This window comes from Desulfosporosinus sp. Tol-M2 (genome assembly GCF_059735615.1).
In genome coordinates, this window is the sequence record NZ_JCAIJG010000032.1 from 1 (window position 1) to 3,103 (window position 3,103).

Consider the following 3,103-nt stretch of genomic DNA (forward strand, 5'->3'; position numbering starts at 1 on the left):
TTCGGCCCGAAGGGTATTAACTGCCATCAAGATGAGCGACCTCACCACTTGTCTAACAAAGCGCCTGGTTTCTTCATCAATTCCGCGGATGGCATCCAGCGCGGCGAGCGCTTTATCCCGCCGATCCTCCGTTAAATCATAAAAGGTTTTTGCTCCGGTTGCTTTAATAACACTATATAAGGTGTCAACGAATACTTCGCGCTTTTTATCATCCAAGGAACTCAACCATTTTGTCAGGGTTTTGTTAGCTAAAACCGCTATATGCTTTACATCCGGCAGATATACAAAATCGCTTCCCTCAATCAGCCACGAGTAAGGGTCATGCTGCATTATACCTATCCGGCTGCTTTTGATGACAACGTACTTTTCACGATGCTCCGAGAGCAGCCCAATCAGTGCAGACTGCGGCACGTATAGGTGTATTCGGTCTTTAATTTTTTTATAATCTGAGCTTGCAAATACTTCCTCCCGAAAACCAGGTCCGTCGTGGCAGAAAATATCGATGATCCGGCTTTGTATGTCGGTATTGCATTTCATCGCGGCGTAAACAGCAAGATTGCCCCCCTTGGAATGCCCGCCTATCCTCAGCCTTGATGATAAAAGCGTCCCCACCGTATTAAGATAATAAACACTCTCTTCCTGTGAAGGAACAGGGCAGGTGTAGGCCATATTGAAATCTTCTTTCCAGCCAACAAAATAGGAATCAGTACCCCTGTAAGCAACATAGGCGGTACCGTCATTAAGAATAAAAGTACAGGCCGAAAACTGCTTTTCATTTGCATAATCCAGTTTGTTCACATAATAGTAAATCTCAATATTACGGAACCTTGGGCTATTAGCAAGTGCCGGCAGAAGCTTCTGATTATTTTTGCTGTCCATTGTATACTGATAGAGGCTTTCAATATTTTCATTCGCTGCTATCGCCGCTATTGTGACGGGGGCTGACCGTTCCATTATATCAGCGAAAAATCCGTCAAAATAGAGATAGGCACACTGCGACAGGACCAGACTGTCCACCGCACAAAACGCTTTGCTTGTGAAGGTTCTCTTTTCGTTCTTTGCGTAATGAATAATATTTTTCACGCTATTTCCCCCATTAAGCAAATAGGTTTTATTTAGCCTGACATTTAATCCTAAAAGGGAAGAGCTACGATTTAGCTCTTCCCTTTTAATAACCTATTATACTTCGTCAAGTGTTAGCTTCACGAGCAACAGTACCCACTGTTACTACATCCACTAGTCTAGCATCGGTTAGAATCACAAATGTCATCTTGGCAGGAGCAATCGCCTGAAGAACCGGTAATCGCATTGGTAAGAATGGTATTAGCGATATCCAACATTTCCCTAAATTTGTCTTGTGCCGTCATATAGGCGGCAATGGAAGGGTTACCATCCATTCTGCTTTGAATTCGATTGACCTCAGTTTTATCGGCTAGCCCACCACTTTTTTCATTTTCCATATAACAATCGTAAGCTACCTGAAATTCCGCAATCAATTGCTGGGCTGACTCGTCAGCAGTCATTGCCTCTTGCGCTCTAAGTAATTCGGTACGTTCCGGACTTTGGGTAATGGCCTCAGCCAAGAGTTCTGCCTTTTCTTTAACTTCATAGTTAGACATTATCAACATACCTCCGAATTTTACATTCTATTATTACATTCTACATAGAATTCTGAATCCCTGCATTAAATTCATTGGCCAGCAATTTTTCTCTTCCTATTCGACCACGCCAATTAGGGTCCAGGCTCCTGCTTCATTAATCCTAACATTAACTAACGTTCCAATAATTTCCGGATTACCATTAAAAACGATGAGTTCGTTGCCGCGAGTTCGTCCGGTTAATCGCTTGGAATTTGTTTTACTGGGACCTTCCACAAGAACTTCTATCATTTTTCCAATCATATGTTGCCGCCATTCAAGGCTTTCCTGATTTTGGACACTCATCAATTCCTGTAAACGTCTCTTTTTGACTTCTAAAGGAATTTGATTTTCCATCTTCGCGGCCGGCGTTCCTGAACGTTTAGAAAACATAAAGGTAAAAGCTTGACTAAAATGAACTTGATTCATTATCGCGAGGGTCTGTTCGAAGTCTTCTTCTGATTCACCAGGAAAACCAACGATAATATCCGTTGTTATGCTGGCATTCGGGATAAGTTCACGAATTTTTTGAATACGGTTTAAATAGTATTCCCTTGTATATTTCCGATTCATGCGCTCTAAAATAAAATTACTGCCTGATTGAATGGGAAGATGGAAGTGCTCACAAAGCTTCTTCCCCTCGGCAACAGTCTCAATCAGCTTATTGGATAAATCCTTGGGATGAGAAGTGATGAAGCGGATCCGGGAAAGAAGTGCGATTTGATCCACTTGATGGAGTAGATCCGCAAAGTCATAGGCGGTTGAAAACTCTTTTCCGTAGGAGTTCACATTTTGGCCTAATAAGGTGACCTCTCGGCAGCCCCTGCTCACCAGGGATTCGATTTCTTGCAGTATTTCCTCAGGTTTACGGCTCCTTTCCCTGCCGCGCACATGTGGAACAATGCAATATGAACAGAAGTTATCGCAACCATACATGATATTTACATTTGCCTGTAGCTTGCCTTGCTCTGCAAACGGTGTAATTTCGAGGATTGCTTTCGGTTCTTGCCAAACTTCTGCCACTTTTTCTCCTTGTTCTACCTTATGTATTAGGGCGGAAAAATCGTGTAAATTATGGGTTCCGGCCCAAAGATCCACATGAGGTGCTCGTTTCTGCAATCGTTCCAAGGCGCCTGGTTGTTGAACCATACAGCCGGTGACAGCAATCTTGACGTTTATATTTCGATCCTTAAGTTTTTTCAGTTCTCCGATTTTTCCAAGGATTCTATTCTCTGCACTTTCTCTTACGCAACAAGTATTAACAATTACTAAGTCTGCGGCATTAAGGTCCAATGTATGCGTATAACCACAGCGTTTTGTAATCTCCGTCAAGGTTTCGGCATCACGTTCTGACATTTGGCAACCATAGACTAAGGTAACAACCTTTTTATTATTCTTCAAGAAAGTCACTCCTATATCACACCTATCGATTTATCGGAATTCAATCACTGCTTACAGATTTCGAA

The 3,103-nt window shown here is 42.4% G+C and carries 3 protein-coding genes; all 3 read right to left on the minus strand.

Annotated elements, in window-relative coordinates:
* Positions 1-1,083 (minus strand): DUF2974 domain-containing protein (locus AC6I5A_RS01295; protein ID WP_034610825.1); only part of this gene is annotated, 1,083 nt, incomplete at its 3' end.
* 158 nt (positions 1,084-1,241) lie between these two features.
* Positions 1,242-1,619: a YlbF/YmcA family competence regulator gene (locus AC6I5A_RS01300; protein ID WP_034610827.1), complete on the minus strand. Its 378-nt coding sequence runs from the start codon at positions 1,617-1,619 to the stop codon at positions 1,242-1,244.
* Between the two features lie 96 nt (positions 1,620-1,715).
* Positions 1,716-3,038 carry a tRNA (N6-isopentenyl adenosine(37)-C2)-methylthiotransferase MiaB gene (miaB, locus tag AC6I5A_RS01305; protein WP_497900399.1) on the minus strand — a complete coding sequence of 441 codons (1,323 nt, stop codon included), beginning with the start codon at positions 3,036-3,038 and terminating at the stop codon, positions 1,716-1,718.
* Positions 3,039-3,103 lie beyond the last annotated feature (65 nt).